At 68.6% G+C, this 14,366-nt stretch carries 13 protein-coding genes; 4 read left to right on the top strand and 9 right to left on the bottom strand.

The genetic code is table 11. The features are described 5' to 3' along the window. Positions 1 to 33: 33 nt before the first annotated feature. The 4 genes from AC5Y31_RS21155 to AC5Y31_RS21140 form a co-directional block, all read right to left on the bottom strand. On the bottom strand, positions 34 to 927 hold the full coding sequence (locus tag AC5Y31_RS21155; protein WP_499982782.1) for a 3-methyladenine DNA glycosylase: 894 nt from the start codon (positions 925 to 927) through the stop codon (positions 34 to 36). Then, complete coding sequence (locus tag AC5Y31_RS21150; protein WP_065025432.1) at positions 920 to 1,990, bottom strand: hemolysin family protein; 1,071 nt, start codon at positions 1,988 to 1,990, stop codon at positions 920 to 922. The genes AC5Y31_RS21155 and AC5Y31_RS21150 overlap by 8 nt, the downstream gene beginning before the upstream one ends. Next, complete coding sequence (locus tag AC5Y31_RS21145; protein WP_499982781.1) at positions 1,983 to 3,329, bottom strand: hemolysin family protein; 1,347 nt, start codon at positions 3,327 to 3,329, stop codon at positions 1,983 to 1,985. The genes AC5Y31_RS21150 and AC5Y31_RS21145 overlap by 8 nt, the downstream gene beginning before the upstream one ends. A gap of 79 nt (positions 3,330 to 3,408) precedes the next feature. Further along, complete coding sequence (locus AC5Y31_RS21140) at positions 3,409 to 4,845, bottom strand: GuaB1 family IMP dehydrogenase-related protein (RefSeq protein ID WP_065025433.1); 1,437 nt, start codon at positions 4,843 to 4,845, stop codon at positions 3,409 to 3,411. 742 nt (positions 4,846 to 5,587) lie between these two features. Between AC5Y31_RS21140 and AC5Y31_RS21135 the strand changes: the two genes are divergently transcribed. From AC5Y31_RS21135 to AC5Y31_RS21125, 3 genes are read left to right on the top strand one after another with little or no spacing between them, the layout of a single operon-like run. Beyond that, the gene (locus AC5Y31_RS21135) at positions 5,588 to 6,664 is read left to right on the top strand and encodes a histidine phosphatase family protein (RefSeq protein WP_499982777.1); all 1,077 of its coding nucleotides are present in this window, start codon (positions 5,588 to 5,590) and stop codon (positions 6,662 to 6,664) included. A gap of 12 nt (positions 6,665 to 6,676) precedes the next feature. Then, the gene (locus AC5Y31_RS21130; protein WP_499982775.1) at positions 6,677 to 7,738 is read left to right on the top strand and encodes a histidine phosphatase family protein; all 1,062 of its coding nucleotides are present in this window, start codon (positions 6,677 to 6,679) and stop codon (positions 7,736 to 7,738) included. Continuing rightward, positions 7,735 to 8,607, top strand: a complete 873-nt coding sequence (locus AC5Y31_RS21125; RefSeq protein ID WP_499982773.1) for an alpha/beta fold hydrolase — start codon at positions 7,735 to 7,737, stop codon at positions 8,605 to 8,607. Before AC5Y31_RS21130 ends, AC5Y31_RS21125 begins: the two co-directional genes overlap by 4 nt. Here AC5Y31_RS21125 and gnd read toward each other — a convergent pair. The 3 genes from gnd to AC5Y31_RS21110 are packed head-to-tail and all read right to left on the bottom strand — an operon-like array spanning position 8,604 to position 11,476. Next, positions 8,604 to 10,052 carry an NADP-dependent phosphogluconate dehydrogenase gene (gnd, locus tag AC5Y31_RS21120; protein ID WP_499982772.1) on the bottom strand — a complete coding sequence of 483 codons (1,449 nt, stop codon included), beginning with the start codon at positions 10,050 to 10,052 and terminating at the stop codon, positions 8,604 to 8,606. The two genes, AC5Y31_RS21125 and gnd, sit on opposite strands and share 4 nt — an antisense overlap. Positions 10,053 to 10,106: 54 nt before the next feature. Beyond that, the gene (locus AC5Y31_RS21115; RefSeq protein WP_499982771.1) at positions 10,107 to 11,045 is read right to left on the bottom strand and encodes a M56 family metallopeptidase; all 939 of its coding nucleotides are present in this window, start codon (positions 11,043 to 11,045) and stop codon (positions 10,107 to 10,109) included. Between the two features lie 14 nt (positions 11,046 to 11,059). Beyond that, positions 11,060 to 11,476 (bottom strand): BlaI/MecI/CopY family transcriptional regulator, encoded by a 417-nt coding sequence (locus AC5Y31_RS21110; RefSeq protein ID WP_065025437.1) that lies wholly within the window; start codon positions 11,474 to 11,476, stop codon positions 11,060 to 11,062. A gap of 121 nt (positions 11,477 to 11,597) precedes the next feature. Here AC5Y31_RS21110 and AC5Y31_RS21105 point away from each other — a divergent pair, with 121 nt between their 5' ends. Beyond that, entirely contained in the window at positions 11,598 to 12,011 is a 414-nt protein-coding gene (locus AC5Y31_RS21105) for a PaaI family thioesterase (RefSeq protein WP_065025438.1), read from the top strand. Between the two features lie 5 nt (positions 12,012 to 12,016). On the opposite strand, the gene AC5Y31_RS21100 is transcribed toward AC5Y31_RS21105, so the two are convergent. Together AC5Y31_RS21100 and AC5Y31_RS21095 are read right to left on the bottom strand one after the other, a co-directional pair. Then, entirely contained in the window at positions 12,017 to 13,405 is a 1,389-nt protein-coding gene (locus tag AC5Y31_RS21100; protein WP_065025439.1) for an NAD(P)/FAD-dependent oxidoreductase, read from the bottom strand. A 108-nt stretch (positions 13,406 to 13,513) separates the two neighbouring features. Continuing rightward, positions 13,514 to 14,185 (bottom strand): SDR family oxidoreductase, encoded by a 672-nt coding sequence (locus tag AC5Y31_RS21095; RefSeq protein ID WP_065025440.1) that lies wholly within the window; start codon positions 14,183 to 14,185, stop codon positions 13,514 to 13,516. Positions 14,186 to 14,366 lie beyond the last annotated feature (181 nt).

The raw sequence follows: 14,366 nt of genomic DNA, 5'->3' as shown, positions 1-14,366 counted from the left end.
GCCAATCCACCACCTTACCGGCCGACGGCACGGCTATCCGCATCCGGCGACTGCCAACAGCAGGTCACACCGCTTGAGCAGGGCAGCGCGCAGCGGCGCGGCCCGCTGCGCGATCCCGGTTTGGCAACGAACGTATTCGGCACGGCCGGCCGGGTTTTCGATGCGGATCGGTTCGTAGCCGTAGCCACTCAGGTCATACGGGCTCGCGCGCATGTCGATCTCGCGCGCCGCCGCGGCCAGTTGCAGGCAATCCAGCAGTAATTCGGAATCGATCAGCGGCCCCAGCTTGTAACACCACTTGTACAAATCCATATTGACGTGCAGGCAACCCGGCTGCTCCCAAGCGGTTTGGGTGGCCCGGCGCGGCGTCCCGGCATTGCGCGGGGCCGCAGCCGAGGTGAAGAACCGGTACGCGTCGAAGTGCGTGCAGCGCAACGGGTTCGCCTCGACCACCCGGTCCGCTTCGGCCGCGCTGAGCCGCAGCGGAACATGGCTGTGCCGGACGGTTTGATCAAGGGGGCTGCGATACAGCATCGCCCACTCGTGCAGGCCGAAGCAGTTCAGCTGTGCCGGCCGGGCGGCGGTGGCCCGCAACAGCCGTGCGACGAACGTCACGGTGTCGGCCCGCTCCTGCAGGTAGTCCTCGGCGACCCGAACGGTCCCGTCGGCGGCCACGGCGTAGCCCCGGCGCTCCCGGTAGTCGCGCCGCGCCGGGGCGCCGGCCAGCGCCACCCCGAATCCCGGGTTCCAGCTGCGCAACTGCCGAGGACGCAGGCTGTAGTAGCTGAACAGGAACTTCGGCACCGGATCGCCGGCGGCGATCCGGCGCGACAGCGGGTCCAGGAAGCGGTCCAGGCGCAGCCGGTAGGCCGCCGCGCGGCCCTGCCACTGCTCGGTTTCCAGCGCCGGTTCGCCCCGGTCAAACATGATGCGTTCCGTCGCGGACGGTGCCGACGACGTCTTGGACCAGATCCTCGAGGGCCACCATGGCCACCACGGCGCCGTCGGTGCCGACCGCCAGGGCCAGATGACTGTTGGTGCGCCGCAGCCGGGTCAACGCATCGGCCAGCGGCAGCGAGGCGGGAAGCCGGGGCAGCGGCCGCACCACGCCGATGTCGACGATCGCTTCGGCGGAACTCCCGGGCCCCGCCGAGCTCTCGGACAGCGGCAGGACGTCCTTGATATGCAGGTAGCCGACGTATTCGCCCTGGTCGACGACAGGAAAACGCGAGTACCCGGTCTGGGCGAGGGCTTCTTCGACAGCTGCCACGGTGGGACCGCGGCCGGTGGCCGCCGCCGGAACGGTGCGGATGTCGCCGACCGGCAGCGCCACGTCGGCGACGGTCCGGGTCCGGATCTGCAGGGCGCGGGTCAACCGGGTGTACTCCTCGAGGTCGAGCAGTCCCGCCGAGACCGATTCGGCGATCATCTCGCTCAGCTCGACGGTGGACACCGTGATCTCCAACTCGTCCTTGGGCTGGACCCGCAGGGCGCGCAGGGTCACGTTGGCGCACCAGTTGTAGAACGCGATGAACGGCCGGGCGGCCGCCATGTAGATCAGGTACGGCGGGGTCAGCAGCATGGCGGCCTTCTCCGGGCCGGCGAGCGTGATGTTCTTCGGCACCATCTCGCCGAACAGCACGTGCAACGTGACCACGATCGTCAACGCGACGACGAACGCGACGGTGTGCAGCAGCGGGTCCGGGATGCCCGCCAGCCGGAACGGCGCCTCGAGCAGGTCGGCGACGGCGGGCTCACCGATGCGGCCGAGCAGAATCGAACACACCGTGACCCCCAATTGGGCGCCGGCCAGCATTAGTGACAGTTGTTCGCCGGCGCGGATCACGGTGACCGCGCTGCGCCGGCCCTGTTCGGCCAGCGCCTCAAGGCGGTCGCGCCGCGCCGAGATCAGTGAGAACTCCGCGCCGACGAAGAAGGCGTTGGCCGCGATCAGCAGCAGGGTCAACACCACGTTGAACAGGTCAGCCATCGCCTGTCCCCAGTTGGATGAGCGCCAGCAGATCGATGCGCCGGCCGTCCATCCGGACCACCCGGGCCAGCCAGCGCGGCGGGTGCGCGGACAGCTGGTCGGGGTCGAACGCGACCAGTTCGACGGTTTCGCCGGCCGCGGGAATGTGCCCGAGCTCTTGCAGCACCAGCCCGCCGATGGTCTCGTAGGAGCCTTCCGGGGCCCGGTAGCCGGTGGCGGCGGCCACCTCGTCGATGCGCAGCAGGCCCGAAACCTGCCAGCCGCCGCCGGCCACCACCACGTCCGGGGTGGCGTCGTCGTGTTCGTCGCGGACGTCGCCGACGATCTCCTCGATCAGATCCTCGACCGTGACCATTCCCGCGGTTCCGCCGTACTCATCGACGACCAGGGCCACCTGCTGACCGTTGGTTCCAATCTGTTCCATCACCGCGTCGCCGTCGAGGGTGGACGGCACTACGGCGACCGGTTGGACGACGGTGGTGACCGGGGTGATCGCCCGATCGGCGGCCGGAACCGTGAACACCTGTTTGACGTGCACGATGCCGACGGTGGCGTCGAGGTCGCCGTCCACCACCGGGAAACGGGAGAAGCCGGTGTCGATTGCGGCCGCGGCCAGGTCGGCCACGGTGTCGCCGGCCTGCAGACTCACGATCTTGGATCGCGGCGTCATCAGCTCGGCTGCGGTCAGGGCACCGAATCGCAGCGAGCCGCCCACCAGGGCTGCGGTACTGGAGTCGAGTGCGCCGCTACGCGCCGAATTGCGCACCAACGAAGCCAGCTCCCGCGGCGAGCGGGCCGATGCCAGCCGGTCGGCGGGCTCGATACCGAGCCGCTTCAAGATCCGGTTTGCCGTCCCGTTGGTCGCCTTGATCGCGACGGTGAATAGCCGGGAGAACATCAGCTGCGGCCCCGCCACCGCACGGGCGGTCGGCAGCGGGAGTGCCACGGCCAGGTTCTTGGGCACCAGCTCGCCGAAGACCATGGACAGCGAGGTGGCGATCACCAGGGCCAGCACCAACGCCACCGCGGCGGCGGCCGACTCGGACAATCCCAGTAGGGAAAGCGCGGGACGCAGCCACCGCGCCAGCACCGGCTCGGCCAGGAAACCGGTGGCCAGCGTGGTGATCGAGATGCCCAACTGGGCGCCGGACAGCTGGAACGACAGGGTGCGGTGGGCGTCTTGGATGTATTTGTCGCGACGTCCGCCGCGGCGGGCGTTGGCTTCCACAGCGCTGCGTTCCAGCGTCGTCAGGGAGAACTCGGCGGCGACGAAGACCGCGGTGCCCAGGGTCAGGATCAGAAACGCCAGCAGGCTGCCCACGGTGACGGCGACAGTCATGGCCACCTACCGACCGCGAGGGTCTTTGGGGGACTAGTCGCCCCGATGGGAGCACTCGCCACTATGGATCCTCTGGGTTTCACCAGCCGAACGGTAGCGGATGGCCTTCGGCGAAACCGGCGGCCGACTGCACCCCGAGCACCGCCCGCTCATGCAGCTGGGCCAGGTCGGCGGCGCCGACGTAGGTGCAGGTGCTGCGAAGCCCCGAGGTGATGTGGTCCAGCAGGTCCTCGACTCCACCGCGATCTGGGTCCAGCGCCATCCGCGACGTCGAAATGCCCTCCTCGAACAGGGATTTGCGGGCCCGGTCGAACGCACTGTCGGCGGCGGTGCGGGCGGCGACCGCTCGTTTCGACGCCATTCCGTAGCTTTCCTTGAACGGCTTGTCGTCGTGGTCGAACATCAGGTCGCCGGGGGATTCGTAGGTACCGGCGAACCAGGAGCCGATCATTACGTTGGACGCGCCGGCGGCCAGCGCCAGCGCCACGTCGCGGGGATGGCGCACCCCGCCGTCGGCCCAGACGTGGGCGCCGAGTTCGTGGGCCGTGGCCGCGCACTCCTGCACGGCGGAGAACTGCGGGCGGCCCACTCCGGTCATCATCCGGGTGGTGCACATCGCGCCGGGGCCGACGCCGACCTTGACGATGTCCGCCCCCGCGGCGATCAGGTCCCGGGTGCCGTCCGCCGACACCACGTTTCCGGCCACCAGGGGGACGCCCGGTTTCAGGGCGGCCACCGAGCGGATGGCCTGGATCGCCTTCTCCTGATGGCCGTGGGCGGTGTCGATGACAAGCACGTCCACGCCGGCCGACAGCAGTGCGGCCGCCCGCGCCGTCACCTCTCCGGTGATGCCGACCGCGGCGGCGATCCGCAACCGGCCGGCCGCGTCGATCGCCGGGGTGTAGATGCCGGCCCGGATCGCTCCGGTGCGGGTCAGCACCCCGGCCAGGGTGCCGTCGGTGTTGGTCACCACCGCGACGTCGACCGGGGCATGCTCGAGCAGGTCGAAGACCTTGCGCGGTTCGGTGCCGATCGGGACGCTGAGCAGGTCGGACATCGCGACGTCGCGAACCCGGCTGAAGCGGTCCACGCCTTCGCAGCACGCCCGGGTCACCAGGCCCGTGGGACGGCCGTCGACCGCCACCACCGCGGCGCCGTGTGCGCGCTTGGAGATCAGCGCCATCGCGGCGGACACCGAGTCGTCGGGGGAGAGCACGACCGGGGTGTCGGCGACCAGGTCGCGGCTTTTCACGAAGGCCACGGTCTGGCTGACGGCCTCGATCGGCAGGTCTTGGGGCAACACCACGATGCCACCGCGCCGGGCCACCGTCTCGGCCATCCGCCGGCCCGCCACCGCGGTCATGTTGGCCACCACCACCGGAATGGTGGCGCCCGAGCCGTCGCGGGTGGACAGGTCGACGTCGAGGCGTGAATCGACGGTCGAGCGGTTCGGGACGATGAACACGTCGTCGTAGGTCAGGTCGTAGCTGGGGTCATACCCGCGTGCGAATCTCATCGGGCGCCCGCTCTCGGGCCGTTGGGTTCCGAGGAGCCCATCTGTTCGCCTCCACAGGGTCTGAGAGCCGGGTTTCGGGCAAACACCGGCGGCCAACGCGCTGCCGGACGAATCTTTTCGGCCCGGTCAGCCACGGTACCGCCAGCGCGTCGATGGGCACCACTGAGGTTTCGGGTGCAGCGAATAGGATGAAAAATTGATCTTCCTCACAGTCGCCTGGTCGGGTAAACTCATCACGTCGTTTAGGGGATCAGATATGACGGTTAGCTGTCCTGCGTTCCGCCCGTGCGGAATCGGTGCCCCAGTGGCGCAGCGGGAATGCGCCGTCGAAAGCTATCTTCAGCGCAAGCTGCACCGGCAGTGGCGCAACCGCGGGTCGTAAGAGGCCACTCCCGAATTGATGTCCGGCCACGGCGGCGGGCGCCCGCTGCGCACCGGTTAGCATGCCGCGTCGGCGATATCAGCCGCTCTGCTGATAAGCGGAGTGACCGGGATCGGGCTCGCGAACCCCGGGCTGCCGCTAACCGGCCGCCGACACCGATCGCGCCGGTTCGTACCGGCACCAGGGTTTCGCCGGCGGCCGGAGAATGGCAGACGATTCAGCGGCCGTTCCCTCGATACGGTTAGCTGTCAGCAATTCAGTAGGGCGCTGTCAATCCTTAGAAATGACCAAACTGCGGAATATTCGACCGCCGATTCGCAGCCAACTGAACGCCACTTTCGCCCGAAAGAGGTACGAATCATGCAGGCAAACCACCTCGGGTCGCTCGCCGCCGGTGCCGCCCTGGTCGGCGGTATCGCCGTCGCCCCGGTCGCTCCGCTGCCGGCGCCGGCGACCGCGGCGCTCCGCGATATCCAGCTCACCAGCGGCGGCGCCTCAGATGTCGTCATCGACGTCGTCCGGCACGCGCAGATGATCTCGCCGTATGAGAATCTGCTCACCCCGTCGCCGGCGTTCCCGGGAGCTCCGCTCAGCGACCTGGGCCTGCAGCAGGCGCAGGACGTCGGACAGCAGCTGTTCAACGAACTCGGTCCGGTCGCCGGGATCTTCGCCGGGCAGGGGCTGCGCGAAATGCAGACCTCCGCGCCCTTCGCCGCCCTCGAGCACATGTCGGACAACGTGCAGATCTTGCCGGGCCTCAACGAAGTCGACAGCGGCATCTACGCGCTCGACCCGATCGAAAGCCTGGGGGGCCGGCTGGCCTTTCTGACCGTCGGCGCGTGGGCGCTGGGGGCGCCGCTGGGGTTGGCGCTGGTGCCGGCTCCGGGCTCCGAAGACGGTAACGGGCTGATGTTCAATGCACGGTTCACCGACGCCATCAACACCATGTATGACCACGCCGTGGCCAACCCGATCGTCAGCGACAACGGCCAGATCACCGATGTCGCGTTCAACAGCGAGGCGTCGATCTTCGCCTGGGTGCTGATGAACGTCAAGAACCCCGACCTGCCGTTCTTCTTGAACCTCATCCAGGAGTCGCACACCGTGGCCAACGGCTTGTCCACCGTGCTGCTGCCCAACACCGGCATCGTCCAGATCGAGGGCAACCCCACCGACGGCTGGACGCTGCTCAGCTGGGACGGCCAGGCGATCCCGCAGGATCCGGACCTGCTGAGCGCCCTGTTCGTCGACGTGCGCGATCTGGTGCTGCCGTCGCAGACCGCGCTGTGGAACATCGGGGAGGCCATCCTCACCAGCGACCAGACGACGATCATGAACGCCGTTCAGACCGGTTTCGAGCAGATCAGTTCCGCGCTCACCCAGTTCCCGGGCGCCGTCTTCAACGACATCGCCGATGCCTTCGGAAACCTCGGTTAGGAGGTGATGGCCATGCCGACAAGGTCGATTTGGCCGGCGGCCGCCGGTGTCGCCATGATCAGCGCGGGCGCCATCGCCGTCGTCCCGGCCCCGCGTCCGCTAACGGTTGCCGGTGCTTCCGTCGTACTCACCAGCGGCGAGGCTCAAGATGTCGTCATCGACATCGTGCGCCACGGCCAGCGGATGCCGCCGTTCAACGACGTCATCACTCCGTCGCCGGATCATCCCGGCCCGCCGCTCAGTGCTCTCGGTGTGCAGCAGGCGCAGGACGTGGCCGATCAGCTGCACAAGGAGCTCGGCGACCACGTCGCCGGCATCTTCTCCGGGCAGGCCATCCGCGACATGGACACCGCCGCGCCGTTCGCCGCGCTCGAGCACCTGACGCCGCAGATCCTGTCCGGGCTCAACGAGATCGACAGCGGGATCTACGCCGGCCAACCCATCGCCAGCCTGTCCGGCTTCCTCTACCAGTTGACGCCGCTGCTGTGGTCGCTGCTCGGCTTGATCCTGGTGCCGATCCCGGGCTCGGTCGAGGACCCCAACGGCGTGGTGCTCAACGCGAACTTCACCGACGCCGTCAACACGATGTACACCGCCGCCCTGGCCAACCCGGTGATCAGCGACAACGGGGCGATCACCGCGGTGGGATTCGACAACGAAGCCGACGTCGCGGCTTGGGTGGCGATGAACGTCAAGAACCCCGACATCTCGCTGCTGCTGCCGTTGACCCTGCAGACTATGTTCGCCAATGACGACGGATCACCGCTGTTGCCCAATACCGGCATCATTCAGATCGAGGGCAACCCCACCGACGGCTGGACGCTGGTCAGCTGGAACGGGATCGCCGTCCCCGAGAACCCGGGACTGCTGACCAAACTCATCATGGACGTGCGCGACCTGATCACCACACCGCAGACGGCGCTGTGGAATCTGCACGAGGCGCTGCTCGACGGCGATCCGACCGGGATCGAGGCCGCGCTGCAGACCGGGCTGCATGATGTCGGCGAGGTGTTCTGGCAGTTCCCCGCAACGGTGTTCAACGACATCGTCGACGAATTGTCGAACCTCGGATGACGACGGCGCTGCCGCGCAGCGTGCGTGAGTGGTGTGACGGCGGCCGGTGGGTGTCGACCGGCGCCGGACGGGTGTTCGTGCGCTCAGGCGCCGGAGACGGGCCGACAGTGCTACTGCTGCACGGCTTTCCGTCCTGCTCCTACGATTTCCGGTCGGTCGCCGCTCGGCTGGCCGGCAGATCCTGGCTGACCATGGACTTCCTCGGGTTCGGGTTGTCGGACAAGCCGCGCCCACACCGCTACAGCCTGTTGGAGCAATCCGATCTGGTGCAGCACGTGGTGTCCTCGGTGACCACCGGCCCGGTGGTACTGGCCGCCCACGACATGGGCACCTCGGTGACCACCGAACTGCTGGCCCGCGACATCGACGGCACCTTGGCGTTCGATCTGCGCCGCGCGGTGCTGTCCAACGGCAGTGTGATCCTGGAGCGGGCCAGCCTGCGTCCCATCCAGAAAGTGCTGCGCGGCCCGTTCGGCGGCGTCGCCGCCCGGCTGACGAACCGGCGCAGCTTCATCCGCAGCTTCGGCCGGCTGTTCTCCGCGCAGCATCCGCTGTCCCCGGAGGAGGCCGCCGCGCAGTGGGAGTTGTTGTGCCACAACGGCGGCCACCGGATCGCACACCTGCTCTCGGCCTACCTCGACGAGCGGGTGCGGTACGCGCAGCGCTGGCACGGCGCGGTGCGTGACTGGCCCAAGCCGCTGGGATTCGTATGGGGACTCGGTGATCCGGTCGCCACCACGAATGTGCTCGACGGCCTGCGTGAGCTGCGCCCCGCCGCCGACGTCGTCGAGCTGCCCGGCATCGGGCACTACCCGCAGATCGAGGATCCGCAGGCCTTCACCGACGCCGTGCTGGGCCTGCTGGTTTAGGCCTGGACTTCGCTGCGGTCGCCGCTCCACAGCGTGTGGAACTTGCCTTCGGCGTCCACCCGGCCGTAGCTGTGGGCGCCGAAGTAGTCCCGCTGGGCCTGGGTCAGAGCAGCCGGCAGCCGCTCGGTGCGCAGGCCGTCGTAATAGGCGAGCGCGGAGGAGAATCCGGGTACCGGGATCGCCAGGCCGACCGCGGTGCTGACGACCCGGCGCCAGCTGTCGATGGCGGCCTCGACGGCGCTGCGGAAATACGGGGCGGCGAGCAGACTCACCAGATCGGCGTCGGTGTCGAACGCCTCTTTGATCCGGTTGAGGAACTTGGCCCGGATGATGCAGCCGCCACGCCAGATGGTGGCAAGATCCCCGGGGGTGACATTCCAGCCGTATTCGGCGCTGCCGGCCTGGATCTGGTTGAAACCCTGCGCGTAGGCGACGATCTTCGAGGCGTACAGCGCCTGGCGGACGTCTTCGGTGAACGTCGCGGCGTCGCTCGGGCGAGCGCCCAACGACCCCGAGGCCAGCCCTGCGGCGGCACGGCGCTGGGGGACCGAGCCCGACAGCGCTCGAGCGAACACCGCCTCGGCGATGCCGGTCACCGGAACCCCTAGGTCCAGCGCGGATTTCACGGTCCAGCGCCCGGTGCCCTTCTGCTCGGCCTCGTCGACGATGACGTCGACCAGCGGCGTGCCGGTCTTGGCGTCGACCTGGCGCAGCACCTCGGCGGTGATCTCGACCAGGTAGCTGTCCAGGTCGCCGGCGTTCCAGTCGGTGAACACCTCGGCGATCTGCGGCGCGGCCAGCCCCAGCCCGTCGCGTAGCAACTGGTAGGCCTCGCCGATCAGCTGCATGTCGGAGTACTCGATGCCGTTGTGCACCATCTTCACGAAATGGCCCGCGCCGTCCGGCCCGATGTGGGTGCAGCACGGCACCCCGTCGACGTGCGCGGAGATCTCCTCCAGCAGCGGGCCCAGCGACTCGTAGGATTTCTTGGGGCCGCCCGGCATGATCGACGGTCCGTTGAGCGCACCCTCCTCGCCGCCGGAGATCCCGGCGCCGACGAAGTGCAGACCGCGGGCCGCCATCGCCTTCTCGCGGCGAATCGTGTCGGTGTAGAGTGCGTTGCCGCCGTCGATGATGATGTCGCCGGGCTCCATCGCGTCGGCGAGTTCCTCGATGACCGCGTCGGTGGCATCGCCGGCCTTGACCATGATCAGCACCCGGCGCGGCTTCTCAAGAGCGGCAAGGAATTCCGGAATGGTCTCGCTGCGCACGAAGTTGCCCTCGGAGCCGTATGCGCTCAGCAGGGCATCGGTTTTGGCGACCGACCGGTTGTGCAGTGCCACGGTGTAACCGTGCCGGGCGAAGTTGCGCGCGATGTTTGATCCCATGACGGCCAGACCGGTCACCCCGATCTGGGCGGTGCCGGCCGTTTCCGACGCGCTCATACATTCGCCTTTCGGTTGGTAGGTGATCTGCGCGCGGTACGCCCGCGGCGTGGGTTACCCCGCGATCAGTCGGTGCAGTTCGGTCAGCCACGGTACCGCGAGCGCGATCGTGGGCACCGTGAGCACCCCGGCTGCGGCGGAGTAAGCGGCGGCAGCCAGCGTGCGACTGTTGCCTCGACCCGACAGACGCTGCACCCGCAGCACCGTGTTGGGCCCGCCGGCGGCCAGCGCGCCGGCCGGGGTCGCCGACGAAGCGCAGGTCACCAGGGCGCGGGCCAGGGGAGGAGCGCCGGCCACCCGAACGGCGGCGTCGTCGGCCAGCAGTTCCACCAGCAACCGCACCGCATCCAGGGCGCTGGCGCTGCGCACGAACCGCGGGAAGGCGGTGTGCACCGCGGTGAACGCCTCGAGCACCAGATCATGGCGGGCGCGCAGATGGGCCCGCTCATGGCAGAGCAGGGCGGCCAGTTCGGGGTCGGTGAGGGCGTGCAGCGTCCCCGAGCTGAGCACCACCCGGCTGCGCACCCCGGGCAGGCAGTACGCCAGCGGCTGCATCACCTGCAGAATCCGCAGGCCGCTGGTGCGCGCCGCCGGAGCGGTATCGGAGACACCGACCAAATCGACCAGCATGCGGTGGCGTGCCCGGCGCTGCCGGGTGCCGATCGCCACCCGCAGCACGGTCAGGGTCAGTCGCAGGCCGACCAGCAGCGTCAAGGCGGACACCGCCGTGTAGAAGATCCACAGCGGCCAGCCCAGCCGCTCGAGGGAGCCGAGGATCGTCGAGGTGGGTCGGCCGTCGGGACCCGGCATCAGCAGGCGGCTCGCGGTGGCGACACCGGCGCTGAAGGCCGACAGCACCGCGGCGATCGCGATGGCCTGCCAGAGCACCGCCGCGGCCCGCGGGGCGCGCAACGGCCAATCGGCACGTGCTAGGAGGGCGGGCACCGGCCCAACGAGCAACAACGCTAGGAGGGTGAAGGCCAGCGCGGACACGCTGCCAGTCTCCCTCAGGCCGTGGGTCGGCCGCCAGCGGGCAGACCGACGTGGTGTTTGGCTTCCAACTCATCGAGCGCACGGCGCAGAGCCGCGGCCTCGTCCACGCCGACGCGTTCGACGAAGTGCACCAGGGCGGCCCGGCGGTCACCGGAGTCGGCGGCTTGATCGAGAGCTTCGACCATCAGCCCGGCGACCAGCTCGTCGCGCCCCCGGACCGGGGTGTAGCGGTGCGCGCGGTCATCGCGGATCTGCGACACCAGGTTCTTCTTGGCCAACCGCTGCAGGACCGTCATCACCGTGGTGTAGGCCAGCTCTCGCTGCGCGGACAGCGCTTCGTGAACCTGGCGCACGGTCTGGGCCTCGGGCGCGGACCACAGGTGGTCCATCACCGCTCGTTCCAAATCCCCTAGGTGGGTTTGCTTCGCCATTTGGTAATCAACTCCCTGGGCAACGGAGCAAGCCTACCCTTAATTACTACCGGCTGTCGTATCGGCAGCTGTGGGTCTGCTGGGGTGCGTGGACCCCGAGACCGTCGTGTAAAACCATGGCATGGCTGCCAGCGGTTCCCCGCCTTCCCACTTCGCGCCGTTCGACGGCGAAATCGGCTTGGTCTTCACCGAGATCAGCCCCGAGGGCGCCAGCGCCGAGCTGAAGCTGCAGCCCAAGCTGTGCCAGCCCGCCGGCATCGTGCACGGCGGGGTGTACTGCTCGATCGTGGAAAGTGTGGCAAGCGTCTCAGCGCACGCCTGGCTTAACCGCGACGGCGGACAGGCCGGCGGCACCGTGGTCGGGGTCAACAACAACACCGACTTCCTGCGAGCGGTCTCATCGGGGACGGTGTCTGCCGCCGCTACCCCGATCCACCGCGGGCGTCGTCAGCAGCTCTGGCTGGTGACCATCACCGATGCCGATCAGCGGGTCGTGGCCCGTGGCCAGGTGCGGTTGCAGAACCTGCCCGCCTGAGCCGGCTAACTGACCGCGCGTTCGGCGCCGCGCTGCGCCTCTGCTGCCAGTACTTCGAGCTGTTCCAGTCGGGTTCGGGCGAAGGCCTGCTGCTCGGTGATGGTGAGCTGGCCGCGCCGCGTGCTCAAGAACGTCACGTTCCACGACAACAGCGTGCTGATCTTGTTCTTGAACCCGACCAGGTAGATCAGGTGCAGCCCCAACCAGGCCAGCCAGGCGAGGAAACCGCTGAACTCCAGCGGCCCGATCTTGGTGACCGCCGAGAACCTCGACACCGTGGCCATCGAGCCCTTGTCCAGGTACTGAAACGGTTCCCGGTCGGCCGGGTCGGCGCCGCCGAGCTCGGCTTTGATGGTGCTGGCGGCATGCTTGGCGCCCTGAATGGCGCCCTGCGCCATACCGGGGACACCGTCGACGGCCGCCATGTCGCCGACGACGAAGACGTTCGGGTGCCCCGGCACCGACAGGTCGGGCAGCACCTTGACCCGCCCGGCGCGGTCGAGCTCGACCGAAGACTGCTCCGCGAGGTCATGGCCGAGTGGGCTGGCCGACACACCGGCCGACCACACCTTGCACTGCGATTCGATCCTGCGCACGGTGCCGTCGGAGTCCTTGACGGTCAGCCCGTTGCGGTCGACGTCGGTGACCATCGCGCCGAGCTGGATCTCCACGCCCATCTTCTGCAGTCGTTCGGCGGCCTTGGTGCCCAGCTTCTCGCCCATCGGCGGCAGCACGGCCGGGGCGGCATCGAGCAGGATCACCCGCGCCTTGGTCGAGTCGATGTTGCGGAACGCGCCCTTGAGGGTGTAGTTGGCCAATTCGGCTATCTGCCCGGCCATTTCGACACCGGTGGGGCCCGCGCCGACCACCGTGAAGGTCAGCAGCTTCTCCCGTCGGGCGGCGTCTCGGGAGCGCTCGGCCTGCTCGAACGCGCTCAAGATGCGGCCCCGCAACTCCAGGGCGTCGTCGATGGTCTTCATCCCGGGAGCGAACTCGGCGAACTGGTCGTTGCCGAAGTAGGACTGCCCGGCGCCGGCCGCGATGATCAGGCTGTCGAACGGGGTGTCGTAGGTGTGACCGAGCACCTCGGAGGTGACGAACTTGCCGTCCAGGTCGATGTGCGTGACGTCGCCGAGCAGGACCTGGGCGTTGCGCTGTTTGCGCAGCACGACGCGAGTCGACGGCGCGATCTCGCCTTCGGACAGAATTCCGGTCGCCACCTGGTACAGCAACGGCTGGAACAGGTGGTGGGTGGTGCGGGCGATCAACTTGACGTCGACGTCGGCCCGCTTGAGTTTCTTGGCCGCAGTCAAACCGCCGAATCCCGAGCCGATGATCACGACCTGGTGGCGTCGGCTCTGCTGCTGCGCAGTGACTTCAGGCTGGGCACTCATTGGGAATCCGGTTGCTCCTCGACGGCGACTGCGTTCACAAATACGCTAGTCGACCCGGTTGGCGCTCACCGCATCCGCTGGTTGTGGGATTAACCACTCGACGCCTGATCAGCCGAAATTGGCCAGCGCTCCGTGGCTGACGTGCAACGTCTGGCCGGTGATGTGGCGCGCGGCCGGCGTGGTCAGAAAGACCGCGAGCCGGGCGATCTCGGTGGCCGCGGTGAGCGGGGCGCTGGTCAGCCCGTCGTAACCCGGGCGCGCGCCGGCTCCGGCGGCGACCACGTTGACGGTGATTCCGCGGGTGCCGAACGTGGTGGCCTGCCCGGCGGTCCAATTCGACAAAGCGGCCTTGACCGCCGCGTCGGCGCTGCCGTCGAGCGGGTTCTCCGGCACCACCGAAATGATCGAGCCGCCCGAGCGCAGGTGATCGCCGACGGTCGTGACCGTCAGCACCGCCGAGAGCACCGTGGCGTCCAGGGCACTGCGCCAGGCGCTGGCCTGGTCGGCCAGCGAGTAGGTGCGCGGGTCGCCGCCCTGCCAGCGCGGCGCCGGGACGTTGACGATGGTGTCCAGGTGAGCGGGGAACAGCCCACGGGCCTGCAACAGGCTTGCCGGGTCGGTGTTGTCGCAGACGACGGCGTTGGCGTCGAGCTCCTTGGCGGCAACCTCGAGTTCGGGACCTCGCATACCCGCCAGCGTCACCTTGTGGCCGGCTTCGCTGAAGCCTTCGGCGACGGCGCGACCCAGATCGGTGTCACCACCGGTGACCAGCACATCCATCGGTAGAACCTCCCTCGTGTTCGCAGCTATGTTACTGGACAGTAGCCGGTTTTCGAGCCAGGGGCGGAACTCGGCACAGACACGATCCGGCCACGGTCCGGAATAACCGCCGCTCAACCCGCGCTTGCGAGCGCCGCTGGGCTGATGGCGGCGACCCGCCGCGCCCGGCTCCGCCGCGCTG

Source organism: Mycobacterium sp. NGS18 (genome assembly GCF_059813185.1).
Note: the sequence above shows the minus strand (reverse complement) of the source record. Positions and strands in the feature narration are given on the sequence as shown.

Excerpts from the sequence above, each read along its gene's own strand:
- AC5Y31_RS21110 (WP_065025437.1), bottom strand. The coding sequence starts at position 11,476 with ATGGCGAAGCAAACCCACCTAGGGGATTTGGAACGAGCGGTGATGGAC.
- AC5Y31_RS21150 (WP_065025432.1), bottom strand. The coding sequence starts at position 1,990 with ATGGCTGACCTGTTCAACGTGGTGTTGACCCTGCTGCTGATCGCGGCC.
- AC5Y31_RS21095 (WP_065025440.1), bottom strand. The coding sequence starts at position 14,185 with ATGGATGTGCTGGTCACCGGTGGTGACACCGATCTGGGTCGCGCCGTC.
- AC5Y31_RS21135 (WP_499982777.1), top strand. The coding sequence starts at position 5,588 with ATGCAGGCAAACCACCTCGGGTCGCTCGCCGCCGGTGCCGCCCTGGTC.
- AC5Y31_RS21100 (WP_065025439.1), bottom strand. The coding sequence starts at position 13,405 with ATGAGTGCCCAGCCTGAAGTCACTGCGCAGCAGCAGAGCCGACGCCAC.
- AC5Y31_RS21145 (WP_499982781.1), bottom strand. The coding sequence starts at position 3,329 with ATGACTGTCGCCGTCACCGTGGGCAGCCTGCTGGCGTTTCTGATCCTG.
- AC5Y31_RS21125 (WP_499982773.1), top strand. The coding sequence starts at position 7,735 with ATGACGACGGCGCTGCCGCGCAGCGTGCGTGAGTGGTGTGACGGCGGC.
- AC5Y31_RS21140 (WP_065025433.1), bottom strand. The coding sequence starts at position 4,845 with ATGAGATTCGCACGCGGGTATGACCCCAGCTACGACCTGACCTACGAC.
- AC5Y31_RS21105 (WP_065025438.1), top strand. The coding sequence starts at position 11,598 with ATGGCTGCCAGCGGTTCCCCGCCTTCCCACTTCGCGCCGTTCGACGGC.
- gnd (WP_499982772.1), bottom strand. The coding sequence starts at position 10,052 with ATGAGCGCGTCGGAAACGGCCGGCACCGCCCAGATCGGGGTGACCGGT.
- AC5Y31_RS21130 (WP_499982775.1), top strand. The coding sequence starts at position 6,677 with ATGCCGACAAGGTCGATTTGGCCGGCGGCCGCCGGTGTCGCCATGATC.
- AC5Y31_RS21155 (WP_499982782.1), bottom strand. The coding sequence starts at position 927 with ATGTTTGACCGGGGCGAACCGGCGCTGGAAACCGAGCAGTGGCAGGGC.